Origin of the sequence: Lentzea sp. JNUCC 0626 (assembly GCF_043632865.1) — a bacterium.
In the GTDB taxonomy this organism is placed as follows: domain Bacteria; phylum Actinomycetota; class Actinomycetes; order Mycobacteriales; family Pseudonocardiaceae; genus Lentzea.
Genome location: NZ_CP171635.1, coordinates 3,824,177 through 3,840,293 on the forward strand (window position 1 = coordinate 3,824,177; position 16,117 = coordinate 3,840,293).

The 16,117-nt window shown below is 69.2% G+C and carries 16 protein-coding genes and 1 tRNA gene; 6 read left to right on the forward strand and 11 right to left on the reverse strand.

Annotated features, from left to right (window positions below; translation table 11 throughout):
- Positions 1-12 precede the first annotated feature (12 nt).
- From JNUCC0626_RS16215 to JNUCC0626_RS16245, 7 genes are all read right to left on the reverse strand, one after another.
- The gene (locus JNUCC0626_RS16215; RefSeq protein WP_430623497.1) at positions 13-411 is read right to left on the reverse strand and encodes a hotdog domain-containing protein; all 399 of its coding nucleotides are present in this window, start codon (positions 409-411) and stop codon (positions 13-15) included.
- Positions 408-1,163 carry an OAM dimerization domain-containing protein gene (locus tag JNUCC0626_RS16220; protein ID WP_394620590.1) on the reverse strand — a complete coding sequence of 252 codons (756 nt, stop codon included), beginning with the start codon at positions 1,161-1,163 and terminating at the stop codon, positions 408-410. The genes JNUCC0626_RS16215 and JNUCC0626_RS16220 overlap by 4 nt, the downstream gene beginning before the upstream one ends.
- Positions 1,156-2,727, reverse strand: coding sequence for a lysine 5,6-aminomutase subunit alpha (locus JNUCC0626_RS16225; RefSeq protein ID WP_394620591.1), 1,572 nt, complete (start codon positions 2,725-2,727; stop codon positions 1,156-1,158). The genes JNUCC0626_RS16220 and JNUCC0626_RS16225 overlap by 8 nt, the downstream gene beginning before the upstream one ends.
- Positions 2,728-2,730: 3 nt before the next feature.
- The gene (locus tag JNUCC0626_RS16230; RefSeq protein WP_394622043.1) at positions 2,731-4,278 is read right to left on the reverse strand and encodes an amidohydrolase; all 1,548 of its coding nucleotides are present in this window, start codon (positions 4,276-4,278) and stop codon (positions 2,731-2,733) included.
- Positions 4,271-5,281 carry an L-erythro-3,5-diaminohexanoate dehydrogenase gene (locus tag JNUCC0626_RS16235; RefSeq protein ID WP_394620592.1) on the reverse strand — a complete coding sequence of 337 codons (1,011 nt, stop codon included), beginning with the start codon at positions 5,279-5,281 and terminating at the stop codon, positions 4,271-4,273. Before JNUCC0626_RS16235 ends, JNUCC0626_RS16230 begins: the two co-directional genes overlap by 8 nt.
- 70 nt (positions 5,282-5,351) lie before the next feature.
- The gene (locus JNUCC0626_RS16240; RefSeq protein WP_394620593.1) at positions 5,352-6,860 is read right to left on the reverse strand and encodes an alpha-amylase family glycosyl hydrolase; all 1,509 of its coding nucleotides are present in this window, start codon (positions 6,858-6,860) and stop codon (positions 5,352-5,354) included.
- Positions 6,857-7,816 carry a TIGR03885 family FMN-dependent LLM class oxidoreductase gene (locus tag JNUCC0626_RS16245; protein WP_394620594.1) on the reverse strand — a complete coding sequence of 320 codons (960 nt, stop codon included), beginning with the start codon at positions 7,814-7,816 and terminating at the stop codon, positions 6,857-6,859. The genes JNUCC0626_RS16240 and JNUCC0626_RS16245 overlap by 4 nt, the downstream gene beginning before the upstream one ends.
- 143 nt (positions 7,817-7,959) lie before the next feature.
- Here JNUCC0626_RS16245 and JNUCC0626_RS16250 point away from each other — a divergent pair, with 143 nt between their 5' ends.
- Both JNUCC0626_RS16250 and JNUCC0626_RS16255 read left to right on the forward strand, forming a co-directional pair.
- Positions 7,960-8,355 (forward strand): SsgA family sporulation/cell division regulator, encoded by a 396-nt coding sequence (locus JNUCC0626_RS16250; RefSeq protein WP_394620595.1) that lies wholly within the window; start codon positions 7,960-7,962, stop codon positions 8,353-8,355.
- A 115-nt stretch (positions 8,356-8,470) separates the two neighbouring features.
- A complete protein-coding gene (locus JNUCC0626_RS16255) occupies positions 8,471-8,938 on the forward strand; it encodes a hypothetical protein (RefSeq protein WP_394620596.1) in 468 nt (155 codons plus the stop codon).
- On the opposite strand, the gene JNUCC0626_RS16260 is transcribed toward JNUCC0626_RS16255, so the two are convergent.
- Genes JNUCC0626_RS16260 through JNUCC0626_RS16270 form a run of 3 tightly spaced genes read right to left on the reverse strand, consistent with a single transcriptional unit; the run spans position 8,932 to position 11,096 of the window.
- Entirely contained in the window at positions 8,932-10,074 is a 1,143-nt protein-coding gene (locus JNUCC0626_RS16260) for a tetratricopeptide repeat protein (protein WP_394620597.1), read from the reverse strand. The two genes, JNUCC0626_RS16255 and JNUCC0626_RS16260, sit on opposite strands and share 7 nt — an antisense overlap.
- Positions 10,075-10,635 carry a GNAT family N-acetyltransferase gene (locus JNUCC0626_RS16265; protein WP_394620598.1) on the reverse strand — a complete coding sequence of 187 codons (561 nt, stop codon included), beginning with the start codon at positions 10,633-10,635 and terminating at the stop codon, positions 10,075-10,077.
- The gene (locus JNUCC0626_RS16270) at positions 10,632-11,096 is read right to left on the reverse strand and encodes an FxsA family protein (RefSeq protein WP_394620599.1); all 465 of its coding nucleotides are present in this window, start codon (positions 11,094-11,096) and stop codon (positions 10,632-10,634) included. The genes JNUCC0626_RS16265 and JNUCC0626_RS16270 overlap by 4 nt, the downstream gene beginning before the upstream one ends.
- Positions 11,097-11,227: 131 nt before the next feature.
- Between JNUCC0626_RS16270 and JNUCC0626_RS16275 the strand changes: the two genes are divergently transcribed.
- A complete protein-coding gene (locus tag JNUCC0626_RS16275) occupies positions 11,228-12,616 on the forward strand; it encodes a KamA family radical SAM protein (protein ID WP_394620600.1) in 1,389 nt (462 codons plus the stop codon).
- Between the two features lie 92 nt (positions 12,617-12,708).
- Here the strand turns inward: JNUCC0626_RS16275 and JNUCC0626_RS16280 are convergent, their stop codons facing one another.
- Positions 12,709-13,944 carry an MFS transporter gene (locus tag JNUCC0626_RS16280; protein WP_394620601.1) on the reverse strand — a complete coding sequence of 412 codons (1,236 nt, stop codon included), beginning with the start codon at positions 13,942-13,944 and terminating at the stop codon, positions 12,709-12,711.
- A 45-nt stretch (positions 13,945-13,989) separates the two neighbouring features.
- On the opposite strand from JNUCC0626_RS16280, the gene JNUCC0626_RS16285 reads away from it, so the two are divergent.
- The 3 genes from JNUCC0626_RS16285 (at position 13,990) to JNUCC0626_RS16295 (ending at position 16,113) form a co-directional block, all read left to right on the forward strand.
- Positions 13,990-14,634 (forward strand): GNAT family N-acetyltransferase, encoded by a 645-nt coding sequence (locus JNUCC0626_RS16285; RefSeq protein ID WP_394620602.1) that lies wholly within the window; start codon positions 13,990-13,992, stop codon positions 14,632-14,634.
- A 37-nt stretch (positions 14,635-14,671) separates the two neighbouring features.
- Positions 14,672-14,745, forward strand: a tRNA-Gly gene (locus tag JNUCC0626_RS16290).
- Between the two features lie 39 nt (positions 14,746-14,784).
- Positions 14,785-16,113 carry an SDR family NAD(P)-dependent oxidoreductase gene (locus JNUCC0626_RS16295; RefSeq protein ID WP_394620603.1) on the forward strand — a complete coding sequence of 443 codons (1,329 nt, stop codon included), beginning with the start codon at positions 14,785-14,787 and terminating at the stop codon, positions 16,111-16,113.
- The last annotated feature ends 4 nt before the right edge of the window (positions 16,114-16,117 follow it).

A 16,117-nucleotide genomic window follows, 5' to 3' on the forward strand; every position in this document is an offset into this window, starting at 1 on the left:
TAAATTTTGGAGTTATTCCGCGGCTTTCGGCGCGACGACCGTGCCGCGCGCCCGCGTTACGACGATCGGCTCAGCGAGCACATCGGCCGCCGATGGACCGCGTTCGGGCGCGGACCGGCACACCACGCGCGCCTCGAACTCGATCTCCCGCGACCGCTTCCCGATGCGCACCAGCGTCGCGGAGGCCTCGATGACGTCACCGGCCTGGATCGGCGCGATGAACTCGACCGAGCTGTACCCCGCGAACAGCCCCTCGTCGGCATCGGTGTGGATCAGCAACTCCGTCGCCACGTCCCCGAACATGCCGAGCCCGTAGGCGCCGTCGACCAGGTTGCCGCCGTAATGCGCGTGCGAATGCGGCACGTACCGGCGGTGCGTCACCACGAAACCCTCGACCAAAGCTCCGCTCACGCGGCGACCCCCTTCTTCTCCTGCATCGCGTGCACCAGGTAGCTCGCGACCTCACCGGGCGTGGTACCCCGGCTGAACACCCGGTCAACCCCCAGTTCGCCCGCCATCAACGGGTCGAAGCGCGGACCGCCCGCCACCAGCAACGGTCGCCGGTCGCCCATCGCCTCGCGGAACGCCGCCGACATCTCCTGCGTGTTCAGGATGTGCGCGTCCCGCTGCGTCACGACCTGCGAGATCAGCACCGCGTCGGCCTTCTCGGACCGAGCCGACCGCACCAGTTCCGGAACGGAGACCTGCGCGCCGAGGTTCACGACCTTCAGCTCGCGGTAGTACTCCAGGCCCTTCTCGCCGGCGAACCCCTTGATGTTGAGGATCGCGTCGATGCCGACGGTGTGCGCGTCCGTGCCGATGCATCCGCCGACGACGACCAGCTTGCGCCGCAACACCTTCTTCAACGCACTGTTCACTTCGGACGGTGACAGCAGCGGGTACTCGCGCTCGACGACCTTGACCTCGTCGAGGTCCACCAGGTGCTTCACCGAGCCGTAGACGACGAAGAACGTGAAGTCGTCGCCGATGGGGTTCGAGTGGACCACCATCGCGGGGTCCATGCCCATCTTGTTCGCGAGCTGCAACGCCGCGCCGTCCGCCTTGGGACCGAACGGCACCGGCAGCGTGAACGACGTCTGGATCATGCCGTCGCCGGTGGTGTCCCCGTACGGCCGCACGTACTTCTTCGCCGCCTCAGCCATCGTTCGCCTCCAGCATCTCCGAAGCCGGGTTGAAGTACGCCTCGGCCTTCTCGACCACGCCGTCCGCGCCCTTGCCCTTGTCCGCCGGGCGTTTCATCAACCCGAACGTGCCGTCGGCGATCGCGTTCAGCAGCCCGTCGTCCACGATCCGCTCCAGCAGGTCGACGGCCTCGCCGAGCACCTGGTGCGCGCGTTTGACGATCAGGCCGTCCGGCGACGGCTTGAAGTCCTCGGCGAGGCTGCCCGCCGCGTTCAGCACGTACCGGACGTTCTTCAACGCCAGGTCGCGGTCCGAGAGGAACGGCGTCACGACCGCCTCGGTCATCATGCCCACCAACAGGATCGACTGTCCGGTCAGGACACCCGCGAGGTTGAAGAACCCGTCCAGCAGGTAGCCGTCGAACACGTCGCCGGTCATGTGCTTGGTCGGCGGCATCCACTTCAGCGGCGCGTGCGGGAAGAGTTCGCGGGCCAGCAACGCGTGCGCGAGCTCGAGCCGGAACGAGTCGGGCACCTTCGGGTTGATCTCGAACGCGTGCCCGAGGCCCAGCAGGTGGTCGGGCAGTCCCGCCTCGTGGGCGAAGTGCTCGTTGAGCAACTGGGACACGGTCACGGTGTGCGCGGCGTCGACGGCGTCCGCGGTGGTGAGGTAGTTGTCCTCACCGGTGTTGATGATGATGCCCGCGCGGGCGTGCACCTGCCGCGAGAACCGCTGGTCCACGAACGTCCGGATCGGGTTGATGTCGCGGAACAGGATCCCGTACATCGAGTCGTTCAGCATCATGTCGAGGCGCTGAAGTCCCGCCAGGACAGCGATCTCCGGCATGCACAGGCCGGACGCGTAGTTGGTCAGCCGCACGTACCGGCCGACCTCCTTCGACACGTCGTCGAGCGCCGCTCGCATGATCCGGAAGTTCTCCTGCGTGGCGTACGTGCCCGCGAACCCGTGGTGCGTCGCGCCTTCCGGCACGTAGTCGAGCAGCGACTGGCCGGTCGAGCGGATCACCGCGATGATGTCGGCACCCGCGCGAGCCGCGTTCTTGGCTTGGACGACGTCCTCGTCGATGTCGCCGGTCGCGACGATCAGGTAGATCCACGGCCGTTGCGCGGGATCACCGAGCTTGGCGACGAGCTTGTCGCGCTGCACCTTGTTGCGGTCTACCGTCTTCAGTCCCTTTGAGACAGCCGACGTCGAAGCTTTCCGCGCCGCCGTCAGGTCCTTGCCGGTCGGGATCGTGAACTGGATCTGGCCCGCCGCAACAGCTTCCGCGAGTTCCGTCAACGAGCCTAGGTCGTGCTGCCGCAGCGCGTGGAACGCCGGTAGCACCACGCCGTGCTCCAGCCCGCACTGCTCGCGCACGGTGTCGATCACGCGGTTGACCCACGGCACGTCACCGGCGCGGTGCGTGGAGTCCGCGCCGGTGATGCCCGCGAGACGGAGGGTGGCGCGCTCGACGGCGACGGTCGTGTGCGCTTTCGCAAGCGACACCACCGGTTCGGCCGCCCGCGCCGCGAGTCCGCGCGCGGTGGCGACCACCGAGGGGTCGAGGTCGAGCAACGCCATCGGTCACTTCCTCTCGTAGATCGTCCGGCCGTTCAGGACGGTCCGCACGCAGACGGGCGCGGGGCCGGTGAGGTCGGGCAGTCCGGGCACGCCCGAACGCGGGTCGGTCGACCAGCGCTGCACGCGGGCGTCGGACCCGGCGACGACGAGGTCACCGGTCTCCCACACCGCGTACGTGGCGGGCGCGCCGGGCTGCAACGTGCCGGTCAGGCCGTCGTTCACGCCCGCCGCCCGCCAGCCGCCGCGGGTGTGGGCGGTGAACGCGGCGCGCGGCGAGATGCCGTGGCCCTCGGTGCGGTGGTGCACGGCGGCCTTCACGGTCGCCCACGGGTCGATGGCAGTCACCGGGGTGTCCGAGCCGAACGCCAGGGCCACACCCGCGGCAGCGAGTTTCGAAAAGGGGTTGAGCCCCACTCCGCGCTCAGCCCCGAGGCGCTGGACGTACATCCCGGCCGGACCGCCCCACTCGGCGTCGAACAACGGCTGGACGGACGCGATGACACCCCACCCGGCCAGTTGCGCGGCCTGCTCGGGCGTCACCATCTCGACGTGTTCGAGGCGGTGCCGCGCGGACGCCAGCGACGGCGTGCCGATCGCCTTCTCCGCGAGCGCGAAACCCTCGATGACAGCGGCCATGCCGGCGTCGCCGATGACGTGGAACCCCGCCTGCACCCCCAGCTCGTCGCACCGGATCAGGTGGTCGGCGATCCGGCGTCCGTCGAGGTAGAGCGCCCCGGACGTGGCGGCGTCGGCGTAGGGCTCGGTCAGTGCGGCCGTGCGCGAACCGAGGGCGCCGTCGACGAAGTGGTCCCCGGCGAGGCCGCGCACTGGAACGTCGGGCAGGTCGTGCGCACCCCAGTAGGCCACCACCTCGGGCCCCTCGGTGTGCGCGAGGAGTTCGCGCAGGTCGTCCTCGCCGGAGATGTCCGGACCGGCGCACTCGTGCACGGACGCGATGCCCATGGACGCAGCGTGACGCAGGAACGCCAGTTGCGCGGCTTGACGTTGTTCGGACGTGATGGCGGCTTTCGCCGTGCCGCGCACGTGGTGGTGGGCGGCACGCGAGAGAGGACCGTCTTCTGAGTAGCCATCGGCGCCACGAGCCTCTTCGGTGACCAGGTCCGAGGAGACCAGCGCCGAGTGCACGTCGATGCGCGACAGGTAGACCGTCTTGCCCTGCGCGGCCTCGTCGATCTCGGCCCGCGTGGGCGGCCGGTTCTCGGCCCAGCGCGTCTCGTCCCACCCATGACCCCACACGAGGGGCCCCTCGGCGGCGCGGACCTGGGCCAGCAGGTCGTCGACCGAGGACGTCCTGGTCAGGTCGAGGCCGGTCAGCAGCAGGCCGGCGGACGTGGCGTGCACGTGCGCGTCGACGAACGCGGGCGCGACGAACGCGCCGTCCAGCTCGATGACCTCGGCGTCCGGGTGCAGCGCGTGCCCGACCGAGTCCTGTCCGATCCACACGACGACGCCGTCCGTGACGGCCATCGCCGTCGCATCCGGTGCGTAGATGCGGCCGCCGACCAAAAGTTGCGTACTCACGTCACGCAGTCTGCCGTTGCTCGAACAGGGCCCGCACACCCGCCCGGGTCCGGACCAGGTCCAACGCGAACTGGGCGTGACCAGGCACATAGCCGTTGCCCACGATCATCTCCACGTCCGCCGCGAGCCCCTCCGCACCGAGGGCGGCCGCGCTGAACGAGGTGGCCATCGAGAAGAAGATCACCGTGCCGCCGTCCGCGGTCGCGAGGATGGCGCCGTGCTCGCATCCGGGCACGTCCACACACACGACCGTGACATCGACCTGCTTGCCCACCGCCTCGGCGACAGCGACGGGGTTGCGTGCGTCGGCGATCACGACCTCGTCGGCGAGCCCGGACTCACGAACCTGCGCGGCCTCACGTTCCGTGGGCACCAATGCGACGAGACGCGACGCACCTGCCTGACGCGCGGCCGCAAGAGAGAGCGAACCGGACTTGCCGCCACCGCCAAGCACGAGCACGGACCCACCGGGGTGCCTGCGCACCACGCGGTCGGTCAGCGCCGGTGCACCGCACACGTCGAGCACGGACAGCGCGAGTTCGTTCGACATGTCGTCCGGCAGCACGGCCGCGATCGACCGGCCGAACAGCACGGCGGTCCCCTGGCACGGCACCTGCTCGTCCTCGCCGTCCCAGTCCTTCAGGTCGTCGGTGATCTGGAGAGGCGTGAGCGTGAGACTGACCAGCGTCGCGATCCGGTCGCCGGCCTTGAGCCCGAGCGGCGACTCCGGCCCTGCTTCGAGGACCGTGCCGAGCAGCATGCCGCCCGACCCGGTGACCGGGTTCTGCATCTTGCCGCGCTCCGCGACGATGTCGAGAACGGCCTGCCGGACCTTCTCGCCGCTGCCGTGCTGCTCCCTGAGCTGCCGGAACGACGCCGCGTCGAGGTTGAGGCGCTCGACCGAGACGATCACCTCGTCGGGCGCGGCAGCGGGGTTCGCGTCGAGCCGCCACGCCTGCTGCGGCAGTACCCCGGCCGGTTCGAGGACGCGGTGCAGTCCGTACGCGCTCACGCGAAAATCCTTCGGTCGACGACGCTGTCTCGAAGATATCTTCACGCGAACCGTAAAGATTGCGCAAGCATCACTCGACGGTCAGGCGGTACCAACGGCAGTCGTAGGGCGCGAGAGCCACCTTCGCACCGGTCTTCGCCGGCTTCACGTGCTCGCCGGTCAGCACGTTCGTGAGCACGCCCTCCGCCGGCACCCGCACGGTGATCTCCTCGTCCGCGAAGTTGTGCACGACGATCACCGCCCCGCCGTCGCAGTCGGCGCGATGGGCGAACACGCGCGGATCGCCGACGTCGAGCACCTTCACCTCACCCCACGCCAGCTCGGGGCACTCCCGGTAGCACTCGGCCAGCCGCCGCATCCAGGTCAGCAACGAGTCGGGGTCATGCCGCTGCTCCCCCGCAGCACCCCAGTCCATCGGCACCCTCACCGCCAGCCTGCCCTCCAGCGCGAGGTCCTCCTCCAGTCCGATCTCCTCGCCGTAGAACAGCACCGGTGTGCCCGGCAGGCTGAAGAGCAGGCTGTAGACCATGCGGACGCGACGCTGGTCGCCGTCGAGCATGCCGGGCAGCCGTCGGCGCAGACCGCGGCCGTAGAGCTGCATCTCCGGTTTCGGGCCGAAGGCGTCGAAGACCTCCTGACGTTCGTCGACCGGCAGCTTGTCGAGCGTGAGTTCGTCGTGGTTGCGCACGAACGTCGCCCAGTGGCCGTCGCGCGGCGGCAGCGGGCGTTCCTGCAACGCCTTGGTGAGCGGTCCGCTCGACTGCCGGGCGAGGGCGAGGAACATCGCCTGCATACCGACGAAGTCGAAGCACATGGTCAGCTCGTCACCGACGCCCTGACCGTAGAACGCCATGATGTCCTTGTACGGCAGGTTCACCTCGCCCAGCAGCACGCCCTCGCCGTTGCGGCGGTTGAGGAACGCGCGCAGGTCCGTGAGGTAGTCGTGCGGATCGGGCAGCGAGAGAGCGTCCATCGGATCGTTGTGCTCCAGCAGGAACGGGACGGCGTCGACGCGGAACCCGCTCAGGCCCAGTTCCATCCAGAAGCCCATGATGCGGGCGATCTCGTCGCGGACCTGCGGGTTGGACACGTTGAGGTCGGGCTGGTGCTTGTAGAAGCGGTGCAGGTAGTACCTGCCGACCTCCTCGGAGTACTCCCACAGCGAGTTCTCCTTGTCGGGGAACGTGATCCCCTGCGGTCCGTCGTCCTGGGGTTCGTCTGCCCAGACGTACCAGTCGCGTTTCGACGGGTCGTGGAACCACGGGTGCTCGTCGGAGGTGTGGTTCACGACGAGGTCCGCGATCACGCGCAGGCCACGGTCCCGTGCGGCGCGCACGAACTCCACGAAGTCGCCGAGCGAACCGAGCCGTGGGTCGACGTTGTAGAAGTCGGTGATGTCGTAGCCGTCGTCGCGTTCGGCCGTTGGGTAGAAGGGCATCAACCACACACACGTGACGCCGAGTGCGTGAAGGTGGTCTAGGTGTTCGGTGGCGCCGCGGAAGCCATCGGGAGTGAAGGTCTCCACGTCGAGGCAGTAGAGGACGGCGTTCTTCCACCAGACGTCAGACGTGCGGATCACGCGGTCACCTCCGGTAAGACGTGCTCGCCGAACGCGTCGATGAACGCGGTGAGGTCCTGGCCGACGTGGTGCAGGTAGATCTCCTCGAAGCCGAGTTCGGCGTAGGTGTGGAGCTGCTCCGTGTGCCACTTCAGGTCCGATGACACGTTCACGACCTTGGCGACCTCTTCGGCCGTGACGTGCTCGGCGGCGATGTCGAAGTGTTCGGCCAGTTCGAGGTCCCAGCACACGGGCGGGCGGAACACGTTGGTGCGCCACTGCTCGTGGGCGGTCTTCGTCGCCGTGTTCTCGTCGGGGTCCCAGCTCAGGTGCACCTGGAGGTGCAACTTGCCGCGGCCACCGGCGTCGCGGTAGGCGTCGGCGAGCGTGCGCAACCGGTCCGGTGGCGCGTTGACGGTGATCAAGCCGTCGGCCCACTCCGCGCACCAGCGGGCGGTCTCGGGGCTGACGGCGGCGCCGATCAGCAGCGGCGCCTCGTCCGGCCGCGTCCACAGCTTCGCGCGGTCGACCGTGACCAGCCCGTCGTGGCTGACCTCCTCGCCTTCGAGGAGTGCGCGGATGACGTCGACGCACTCGCGCAGCCGTCGCGTGCGGACGTCCTTGCGCGGCCAGCCGTCGCCGGTGATGTGCTCGTTGCTCGCCTCACCGGTGCCCAGGGCGGCCCAGAACCGGCCGGGGTACATGGCGGCGAGGGTGCCGATCGCCTGGGCGGTGATCGCCGGGTGGTAGCGCTGGCCCGGCGCCGTGACCACGCCGAACGGCAGGTCCGTGGCCTGCAGCGCCGAGCCGAGCCAGGACCAGGCGAACCCGGACTCGCCCTGCCGCGCGCTCCACGGCGAGAAGTGGTCGGAGCTCATCGCGGCGCCGAACCCGGCCTGCTCGGCCCTCGTCACCGCGTCGAGCAGGCGGGCGGGACTAATCTGCTCATGTGACGCATGGATGCCGTAAACGGTCATGCGCTGCCAGGTACCCAGGAAGTCCGTGAGGGAAGCACGGCCAGGTCAGAGGGTCTCCGAAAAAATCTTCGACGAGTTCTTGAACCACCCCGAGACCACGTCCGTGTTGATGGCAGCACCCTCACCGCGGAGGAGGAACGGCGATGTTCAACGAGACTCGGGTTGGCACTGCCACCGTCGTTGAGTTCATCCGGCCGGACGGCTCGGTCGAACCGATGAGCGTCGACCTCCAGTACCGATCAGACGATCCGCACGCCGTGACCATGCGTTTCCAGGCGCGCGACCAGGAGTCGATCTGGCTCGTCGGCCGCGAACTGCTCGCCGACGGCATCCTGTCGCCGTCCGGGCTCGGCGACGTGCGGCTGCGGCCCGGCGACGGGGACGTGCTCGTGCTGGAGCTCTTCACCGAGGACTCGCACGCCGTGTTCCACCTGTCGGCGGCGGAGCTGCAGAAGTTCCTCGACTCGACGTACGCGGCGGTGCCGGCCGGGCGTGAGGTCCTCGACTTCGAACTGCTGATGAAGGACCTGCTCGGCTGAGCGTTCCGGCCTGTTCCGCGTCGTTCCGGAACAGGCGTTTCACCACGTCTCCTCGGGCAGGGTTCCGCCCGGCTCCGGAAGCACCGGGCCGTCGGAACGTCAAAGGGGAGATGGAATGCGGACCACCCTCCGCCGGGGGATCCCGGCACTCGCGGCGCTGTTCGGAGCGCTCGCGCTGGTACTCGGCCTGTCCGGCACGGCCTCGGCGTCGACCGAGTTCTGGGCGCCCTCCATTCCGTGGACGACCGCCACCAGCCCCAGCCAGCCTTGGACGAACTCCAAGAACATCTGCTTCGGCGGTGGGCACTGCGGTGGGGCCGGCAACAACGTCATCGTGCGGACGCCCGCGGCCTACATCAGCTCGGTGCACATGAACCTGCACGACAACGTCAGCTCGGTGAAGCAGGGCACGATCTACGTGTTCGTCGACGACGTGCTCGTGGGCTCCGCCGACGTGAAGGCCGCGAGCAGCATCCACGACTTCGCGGTCAACCGCGTGGGCTCGACGATCCGTCTCTCCCCCGCGCCGAACCCCGGTGCGTGGTCCGACGAGATCGTGTTGCTGGGCATGCTGATTCAGTAGTTCTGCAGGCCGAGGGCGTCCCGTGCCTCTTGCAGGAACGGGGCGGCCTCGGCCGTGTCGCCGGCGTTGATCGACCGGTGCAGCGCCAGTGCCTTGTAGGTGATGGCCACCGCCTCGTCGTGCCGTCCGAGGCCCGCGTAGGTGACTGCGAGACAGGCCATGACTTCGCCGCGACCGGTGTGGTCCTCGACGTCGGCGTAGCGGTCGCGGGCCTGCTCCAAGGCTTTGAGGGCCTCGTCGTGACGGCCGGCGTGGTTGAGGGCCGCGCCGAGGTGGGTCAGGACCCGGACGTCCGGCCCGCCCGCCACCAGAACGGCTTCCAGCACCTCGACGCTGTCCTTCGTCGTGGCGCCGCGTCGCCACCTCGTCCGGAACGCGTGCAGGAGTTCGTCGGGCGAGTTGATGAGGTTCTTGAGCAGTCGCACCGTGTCGTTCGGCGGCAAGGGGTCGAGCACGAGCCGTTGCGCGCCATAGCGGAGAAGGGCGTCGAGTGGATCGCGGCTCGTCACCACGACGACGGACTGCCCACTGCCCGGCAGCAGCGGCAACACCTCGTCGGCGTTGTGCACGTCGTCGAGCACGAGCAGCACGCGTCGCCGTGCGAGCGTGGAGCGGACGTCTGACGTTTTCAGCGCTTGCATCGCGGTTTGAGGCGTGGCGTTGTGCAGGATGCCGTCCGGGAACCTGGCTGCGGCGCGGTGCGCCCACCGGACTGCCAGCGCCGACTTGCCGATGCCCGGCGGTCCGGTGATGACGACGATCGGCGCGTTGATGGCTTCGAGTTCCTGCTCGCGACCTACGAAGCCCGGGATGTCCGGCGGCAGCTGCATGGGTGCGTCAGTGCCGACAGGGGTCCGCTTCGCCTCCTCGACGCGGTCGCGGGCGGTGGCGAGTGCGGCCTGTTCCTGTTTCGTGGCACCGAAGATGCCGACGAGCACGTCGAACCTGTCGGTCGGCGGCAGGGTCGTGCCGCTCAGGTACTCCGACACCCGGCCGACCGCGTACCCCGACTTGGCCGCGATCTCGCGGACCGTGAGTTCCCTGTCCTGCTGCGACCGGGCGTGCCTGCGGCGGAGCGCGCGCAGCAGCCCCGCGAGTTGCCCGGTCGTCGTCACGTCCTCGACGCCGTCGATCATCTAGAGACGCAGCCCCAGGACGAGCTTGTCCGCGGAGTCGATCACGCGGAACCCCAGGTGTTCCCAGAAACCGATCGCGTGTGTGTTGTGGTGCCGCACGTGGATGTGGACGCCCTTCTCCAGACGTTCGAGCACGCTGCGCACGAGCGTGCCGCCGAACCCCTTGCCCTTCGCGCGGGGCAACAGGTTCGCGTGCATGTGCGCCGGATAGTCCCTGACCAGGAACGGATCCACGCGCGGCGGGTGGTGGATGTGCTGCACGATCCGGTTCGGGTCCTTGGTCAGCGGGTAGCGCACCCGCAGGTCCGGCCACCAGTCGCGGTCGCAGCGGTCCTCGAACGCCTCGGTGTCGGCGGTCGCGAGCGCGTACCCGGCGATGCCCTCGTCGTCCTCGGCGACGAAAACCAGGTCGGGTTCGAACGCCGCGTACGGGCCCACGAAGGCGTGGCCCATGAGCTTCGGGTCCTCGAACAGGTGGCGCGCGCCGAGGCCGCCGTTGCCCGTGTCGAGGCAGATGTCGTAGAGCGCGTCCAGGTCAGGGAGCCGGTACGCGCGGATCACGTGAGCTCGCGCCGTTCCGTGATGACGACCGGGTCCGCGTCCACGTCGATGACTTCGCCCTCGACGACCTGACCGGCGCCGAAGCGGCGTTCGTGCTCGAACTTGAGCGCCGCGGCCTCCGCCTTGCGTGCGATCCGCCGGCTCACGAGCTTGCGCGTGGGCGGGAAGAGCAGGAACAACGCCACCACGTCGCTGATGAAGCCCGGCACCATGATCAACGCACCGGCCGTGGCGATCAGCACGCCGTCCGCCATCTCCTGGTGCGGCTGCTGGCGGTTGAACACCGACTCCCGGAACGCCGCCATGACCTGCGTCCCCTGCCTGCGCACGAGCGACAGACCGACGAGGGTGCCGACCAGGAGCAGGGCGATCATCCAGAGCCCGCCGATGGCGTTGCCGACGGCGACCATGACCGCGATCTCGGCGAACATCCCGAGCAGCAGCAGCGCGAAGAGGGGCATGTCCGTGTCAACGAACGAGGCCGCGTCTTTGCTCCCGACCACCCCTCCACCAGGCCTTGAGCTGAAATATTTACGGCAAGCTAGCGATGTGACAGGATATCTTTACGCGACCTCGACGCTGAGGAGTACGGATGACCGCGCTGCACGACGCCCCCACGGCGCTGGAGCGGCTGGACCGCCAGCCGTACACGTACGTCCGCCGAGAGCTGGTCGAACCGGACTGGCGACGGTTCCCCGGCTGGTCCCACGTGACCGAAGCGCAGTGGCGCGACGCCCAGTGGCAACGCGTGAACTGCGTGAAGAACGTGAAGCAGCTCCGCAAGGTCGCGGGTGACCTGCTCACCGACAAGTTCTACGACGACCTCGCCGCCGACCAGTCGGCTTTCGCGACGATGTCGATGCTGATCCCACCGCAGATGTTCAACACCATGGCGGTCGACGCCTCACTCTCCCCGGACGCCTTCACCGAGGCGTTCCTGGCGGACCCGATCCGCCGCTACATGCTTCCGGTCGCCTCGGACCGCGACCCCGACTGGCCCTCGCACCCGCACTCCGAGCGCGACTCGCTGCACGAGGCGGAGATGTGGGTCGTCGAAGGCCTCACCCACCGCTACCCCACCAAGGTCCTGGCGGAGATGGTCTCGACCTGCCCGCAGTACTGCGGCCACTGCACCCGCATGGACCTGGTGGGCAACAGCACGCCGTTGATCGACAAGCACAAGCTCTCGCTGAAGCCGGTCGACCGCCAGGACCAGATGATCGAGTACCTGAAGAAGACCCCGGGCGTCCGCGACGTGGTGGTCTCCGGCGGCGACGTGGCCAACGTGCCGTGGCCGCAGCTCGAGTCGTTCCTGATGCGCCTGCTGGACATCGACACGGTCCGCGACATCCGCCTGGCCACCAAGGCTCTCGCGGGTTTGCCGCAGCACTGGCTCCAGCCGCGCGTCGTCGAGGGCCTGGAGCGGGTGGCCCGCACGGCGTCGCGTCGCGGCGTCAACCTCGCCATCCACACGCACGTGAACCACGCTCAGTCCGTGACGCCGCTGGTGGCCGAGGCCGCCCGGACGGCTCTCGAGGTCGGCGTGCGGGACGTGCGCAACCAGGGCGTGCTGATGAAGGGCGTCAACGCCACCTCGGACGACCTGCTGGACCTTTGCTTTGCGCTGCAAGGGGAAGCGAACATCCTTCCCTACTACTTCTACATGTGCGACATGATCCCGAACTCCGAGCACTGGAGGGTGTCGGTCGCGGAGGCTCAGGAACTCCAGCACTCGATCATGGGCTACCTCCCTGGGTACGCGACGCCGCGGATCGTGTGCGACGTGCCGTACGTGGGCAAGCGGTGGGTCAACCAGCTCGAGGAGTACGACCGTGAGCTCGGGATTTCCTACTGGACGAAGAACTACCGGACCGGGATCGAGCTCGAAGATCCCGAGGCGTTGAACCGCCGCTACCCGTACTACGACCCGATTTCCACGCTGGGTGCGACCGGCCAGAAGTGGTGGTCCGAGCAGAGCTGACCTGACGACGGGGGTCGCGGATGGGGCCGTTTTCGGGGCATCTCCCAAAAACGGCCCCATCGGCATTTCCGCCTGCCGCCTTGGGAGCGCTCTCACGAAGTCGCCCTCGCCAGGGCGCGGTTGTTCAGCACGGGGTAGAAAGCCAGCGCCACCAGGACGAGGAACGCGCCGGCGACGACGTACGTGACCTGAACGCCGAACGCGCTCGCGAGCACGCCGCCGAGTGCCGCTCCGACCGGTCCCCCGACCATCACCACCAGCCTGCTCGACGACAGCACCCTCCCCAGGAGCTCAGCGGGCACGATCTGCTGGCGCAGCGTGCTCACCACGACTTTCTCGGCGGTCATCAACGCGCCGGTCACCGTCATCATCGCCGCCGCCACCCACGGGTCGGCGACGAACCCCAGCACCAGAATCGCCGCGCCCACACCGGCTTTGCCCGTGAGCATCACCGTGCCGGGGCCGATTCGCCTGGTGACGGCCGCGGCGGCCAGTCCCCCGATCGTCGCGCCGACCGCCGTGGCCGTCAGCAGCAGGCCGAAGCCGAAGTCCGGCAGGGCGAGGACCTCCTTGGCCAGCAGGGCGAGCATCGCGAACTGGGCGGTGGCGGAGACGTTGCCGAGGCAGGAGACCACGGCCAGCGCCCGCAAAGTCCGGTTCGCGAACAACCACCGGATGCCCTCGGCGATGTCGCCGCGCGCGCTCCTGCGTGGAGCCCGGGACGGCTTGGCGTCCGTCCGGATCGAGAGGATCAGCAGGCCGCTGGCGGCGAACGAGAGGGCGTTGCCGGCGAACGGCAGGAAGTTCCACACGCCGAACAGGGCGGAGCCGAGCGGTGGTCCCACGAAGTCCTCGCCGTTGCTCTCCGCGGCGACGATCCGGCCGTTCGCCGTCGCGAGTTTGCGCGGGTCCCGGGACACGAAGTCCGGGATGGCCGACTGGGCGGCGATGTCGAAGAAGACCTGGCCGACGCCCAGCAGGAACGCCGCCACCACCAGCGACACGAGGCTCACCCGCCCGGTCAGGATCAGCACCGCGAGCCCGACCAGGACGGCGAACCGGGCCAGGTCGGCCTGCACCATCACCCGGCGCCGGTCCAGCCGGTCCACCGCGACCCCGGCGTGCAGCGAGAGCAGCACCCAGGGAATCTCGGCGGCCACGACGACGGCGCTCAACGCCAGCGGGCTGCTGGTGGTCTGCAACGCCAGCAGGGGCAACGCGGCGGCGTGCATGCCGGTGCCGACGGACGACACGAGCGTGGCGCCGAAGAGCCGGTGGAAGCGACTCCCCAGCCTCACCTTCGCGTCGCCGGATTCCTTCGCGGGCACGTTCAGCACTCCTCGGCCGGACCGTCTCCAGTAGGGTTGGTCGCGATGATCGCGCGTCCACCGGCCAACGCACCCGTCCGCACCTCGATGCACCCCTCCCTGACCTGGTCAGGCAGGAAGGTGTGGTTGCGCGAGGTCGCACCCTCCGACCGGAACACGCTGACCAGGTTCGACCGCGACGGGCATCCACCGCTGGTGGGCGGTTACCGGCACTGGGCGGCGCACCGCGCGGACACCACCGGTGAGGACCTGCAGCTCGCGATCGTGAGCCTGCGCAGTCGTGTGGTCGTCGGGTCGCTGGCCACCGTGCGGATGGACTCGGGCCCCGGCTGCTTCAGCTACGGGGTCGGGATCGGGTCCCTGCACTCGAGGTGCGGTTACGCGGCGGACGCGATCACCGTGCTGCTGGCGTTGATGTTCAGCCAGCGGGGCTACCGCGCGTGCGAGATCAGCATCTACGGCGGCAACTTCGCTTCGCAGAGCCTGCACACCCGGCTCGGCTTCCGGGAGACCGGGCGCATCGCCGACCCCGGCAGCTCGCTCGGGTGTCTGGTGATGATGGCCATCACCTCGGCCGAGTTCGCCGCGCGGCATCCCGGGCTGGCCCTGCCGCTGGAGGGCGACGATTCAGGACGTGGGCGGCACTGGCGGCGGCTGCGGGGGCGGCACCGGCAGCGCACCGCCTGGTAAAACCGTTCGGCGCCGCTGGTTAGGATGGCCGCAATGCCGGGGCCGTAGCGCAGAGGCAGGCGCGCCACACTGCCAATGTGGAGCACGCCGGTTCGAATCCGGCCGCCCCGGCAGGCCAGGTCCTGTAGCGCAGAGGCAGCCGCCCACACCATGACGGACAGCACCATCACTGAGGCAGACCTCGCGGCGTTCCACGAGACCGTCGCGCGGTTGCGCGCGCTCCCCGCCGACGACCCGGTGCGGTTGCTGGCCGAACGGGTCGCGGAGTCGTTCGCCCGCGAAGGTCGCAAGAGCCGCAAGAAGGTCCGCGACGAGGGCAACGCGCGGGCCGACGCGGCGGTGGAAGCCGCGACGGCGACCGGTGCGCTCGACCGCCGGGAGGACGCGCCGCTGGAGGCCGTTGACGGGCAGGCCCGGGAACTCGTGCGGGCGCGGCACTGCTACGTCTGCAAGGAGCAGTACCGGCAGGTCGACGCCTTCTACCACCGGCTGTGCCCGGCGTGCGCGGCGGAGAACACCGCGCGGCGCAGCGCGCGTACCGATCTGCGCGGACGGCGCGTGCTGCTCACCGGTGGGCGGGTGAAGATCGGGTTCCAGCTCGCGTTGATGGTGTTGCGGGATGGGGCCGAACTGCTGGTGACGACGCGGTTTCCGCGTGATGCTCAGCGGCGGTTCGAGGAGGCCGCCGGGAGTGCGGAGTGGCTGGGGCGGTTGACGATCGTCGGGATCGACCTGCGGGATCCTCGGCAGGTGCTCGGGTTCGCCGAGTCGCTGCGCGCGGACGGGCGGCCGCTCGACGTGCTGATCAACAACGCCGCGCAGACCGTGCGCAGGCCGCCGGAGTCCTACGCGGCGCTCGTCGCCGGTGAGGGTGGGGTGTTGCCGGGAAACGCCGTGCTGGCGCCTGGGTTCAGTCCCATGCTCGCGTTGGAGCAGAACGGCGGTGCGTTGGCGCTCGCGGAGCTCGACGAGGCCGGGCTGGTGCCGGACATGGCACCGGTGAACTCCTGGTCGGCTCGCGTCGGCGAGCTGGACGCGGCCGAAGTGCTGGAGACCCATCTCGTCAACGCGTTCGCACCCACGTTGTTGTGCGACAAGCTGTTGCCGTTGTTGCTGGCGTCGCCGCACGAACGCAAGTACGTCATCAACGTGACGGCCGTCGAGGGGCGGTTCACGGTGCGCCACAAGACTTCCGGGCATCCGCACACCAACATGGCCAAGGCGGCGCTCAACATGCTGACCCGCACGAGCGGGCCCGAACTCGCCGAGCAGGGTGTGTACATGTGCTCGGTCGACACCGGGTGGATCACGGACGAGAACCCGGCGCCGAAGAAGGCACGCCTTGCGCGCGAAGGGTTTCGCACGCCACTCGACGTCGTGGACGGGGCCGCTCGGGTGTACGACCCGATCGTGCGCGGCGAGGCGGGCTCGCCGGTGGCCGGGGTGTTCCTCAAGGACTACCGGAAGGCGGCGTGGTGAGCTC

What these genes read in the sequence shown, in the direction of transcription:
- JNUCC0626_RS16220 (WP_394620590.1), bottom strand. Translation starts at nt 1,163, where the DNA reads ATGGCTGAGGCGGCGAAGAAGTACGTGCGGCCGTACGGGGACACCACC.
- JNUCC0626_RS16225 (WP_394620591.1), bottom strand. Translation starts at nt 2,727, where the DNA reads ATGGCGTTGCTCGACCTCGACCCCTCGGTGGTCGCCACCGCGCGCGGA.
- JNUCC0626_RS16245 (WP_394620594.1), bottom strand. Translation starts at nt 7,816, where the DNA reads ATGACCGTTTACGGCATCCATGCGTCACATGAGCAGATTAGTCCCGCC.
- JNUCC0626_RS16250 (WP_394620595.1), top strand. Translation starts at nt 7,960, where the DNA reads ATGTTCAACGAGACTCGGGTTGGCACTGCCACCGTCGTTGAGTTCATC.
- JNUCC0626_RS16255 (WP_394620596.1), top strand. Translation starts at nt 8,471, where the DNA reads ATGCGGACCACCCTCCGCCGGGGGATCCCGGCACTCGCGGCGCTGTTC.
- JNUCC0626_RS16260 (WP_394620597.1), bottom strand. Translation starts at nt 10,074, where the DNA reads ATGATCGACGGCGTCGAGGACGTGACGACGACCGGGCAACTCGCGGGG.
- JNUCC0626_RS16270 (WP_394620599.1), bottom strand. Translation starts at nt 11,096, where the DNA reads ATGCCCCTCTTCGCGCTGCTGCTGCTCGGGATGTTCGCCGAGATCGCG.
- JNUCC0626_RS16275 (WP_394620600.1), top strand. Translation starts at nt 11,228, where the DNA reads ATGACCGCGCTGCACGACGCCCCCACGGCGCTGGAGCGGCTGGACCGC.
- JNUCC0626_RS16285 (WP_394620602.1), top strand. Translation starts at nt 13,990, where the DNA reads ATGATCGCGCGTCCACCGGCCAACGCACCCGTCCGCACCTCGATGCAC.
- JNUCC0626_RS16295 (WP_394620603.1), top strand. Translation starts at nt 14,785, where the DNA reads ATGACGGACAGCACCATCACTGAGGCAGACCTCGCGGCGTTCCACGAG.